The following is a 1510-nucleotide window of genomic DNA, read 5'->3' as shown; positions in this document are numbered from 1 at the left end:
ACACACACACACACACACACACACATTCTCACCTGACGTTAGTCGCGCGCGTCAATATACCTTATTATTATATATATGCAAGGGCGGAAACTCTTTATTCGGGAGTTTTCCGCCCTTTTCTGTTGTTTCCTGCTGCACTTGGGAGGGGCGGGGAAAAAATGAAGAACAGGAAAATGAAGAATGAAGAATGAAGAATTTATTAACCATTTACCATTAATCATTAATCATTAACCATTAACCATTTACCATTAATCCATGATAGACTTGAAAAAACTGATTGCGACCGCATTGTTGTCGCTGTTGCTGCTCCCGGCCATGGCGCAGCAGGGGGCAGGCATAAGCCCGGCCGAACCCCGTTTGTCCCTGCGGGCGAATCTGCTGCGCTGGGCATCCCTTACGCCCGATCTGGGGCTGGAGTGGCGCATCAACCCCTCGTGGGGCATACTGGTCAGTAGCTCGTGGACCGCGTGGAGCTGGAGCAACCGCGACCGCCGCTATGCGCTGTGGGAAGTGATGCCCGAGGCGCGTCGTTATGTCGGCAAGGAGAAGCGCGGCTATTTCGGCGCGATGTTCAAGACGAGCGAGTTCAACTACAAACTATCTGAAACTGGCAAGCAAGGAAGCCTGACGGGCGGCGGACTGACGGGCGGCTATCGGATGAGGCTGACCGACGCACTGGTGCTCGACTTCTCGCTGGCCGTGGGATACCTGAAGGCCGACTACGACCGCTACGAGGTGGTCGACGGTGTGCGTGTCTTCCGTGGCACGAAGACCCGTAACTGGTGGGGACCGATTGACGCGGGGGTGACCTTGGGATGGAGAATTAAATGAAGAATGAGGAATGAAGAATGAAGAATTAAATGAGGAATGAGGAATTGAGTGGTATGAAGAAGATATACTATATGATAGGTGTGGCAGCCATGTTGCTGTCCGCTTGCGTGAAGAACACGCTCTACCGCACGCCCCACCCCGACCGGGGAGCTGTCACCATCAGCCTGACGGGACTGGCGGCTACTGACGATTATGTGATGGACATCGACGGGCAGACGGCCGACATCAGCGGTTCGCCCTTTACCTGCCCGTGGCTGCTTGCGCCGGGAGCGCACAGCCTGGTGGTCTACAACCGTGCCGAGGGCTTCACCTTCGACGGACGGACAGCGCGGGTCAATGCCCCCGGCGGCATGAGCCGTGCGGACGGTGCATCCGTCATTCCCCTGCCGGGCTACCTGAAGACCGCCTGCCGGGAGATAACGGTGGCTGCCGACGATACGTTGCGCGTCAGCCCTACCCCGCAGCAGCGCGTGCGCGACCTGCAACTGGAGCTGGAGGTGACGCAGGGCCGCCCCGAACTGATACAGAGCGTCACTGCCACCCTTGGCGGCATAGCCGGTGCCTTCGACATGGAGGCGGAACAGACCATCGGCGAACCTGTCTCCACGGTCTTTGCCTTTGCCCGCGAAGGCAGCAAGCTCACGGCCAACGTGCGCCTGCTGGGTGCGATGGGAGCCGT

The 1510-nt window shown here is 57.9% G+C and carries 2 protein-coding genes; both read left to right on the top strand.

The features are described 5' to 3' along the window. Positions 1–315 precede the first annotated feature (315 nt). Positions 316–831: a DUF3575 domain-containing protein gene (locus Q3C19_RS18190; RefSeq protein ID WP_368045248.1), complete on the top strand. Its 516-nt coding sequence runs from the start codon at positions 316–318 to the stop codon at positions 829–831. 53 nt (positions 832–884) lie between these two features. Continuing rightward, positions 885–1510, top strand: a 626-nt coding sequence (locus Q3C19_RS18185) for a hypothetical protein (RefSeq protein ID WP_302731261.1), incomplete at its 3' end; no start/stop codon positions are given.

This window comes from Bacteroides sp. ET489, from assembly GCF_030518095.1.
Taxonomy (GTDB): domain Bacteria; phylum Bacteroidota; class Bacteroidia; order Bacteroidales; family Bacteroidaceae; genus Bacteroides; species Bacteroides ndongoniae.
Note: the sequence above shows the minus strand (reverse complement) of the source record. Positions and strands in the feature narration are given on the sequence as shown.

Coding starts and splice junctions, on each gene's coding strand:
- Q3C19_RS18190 (WP_368045248.1), top strand. CDS start 316: ATGGCGCAGCAGGGGGCAGGCATAAGCCCGGCCGAACCCCGTTTGTCC.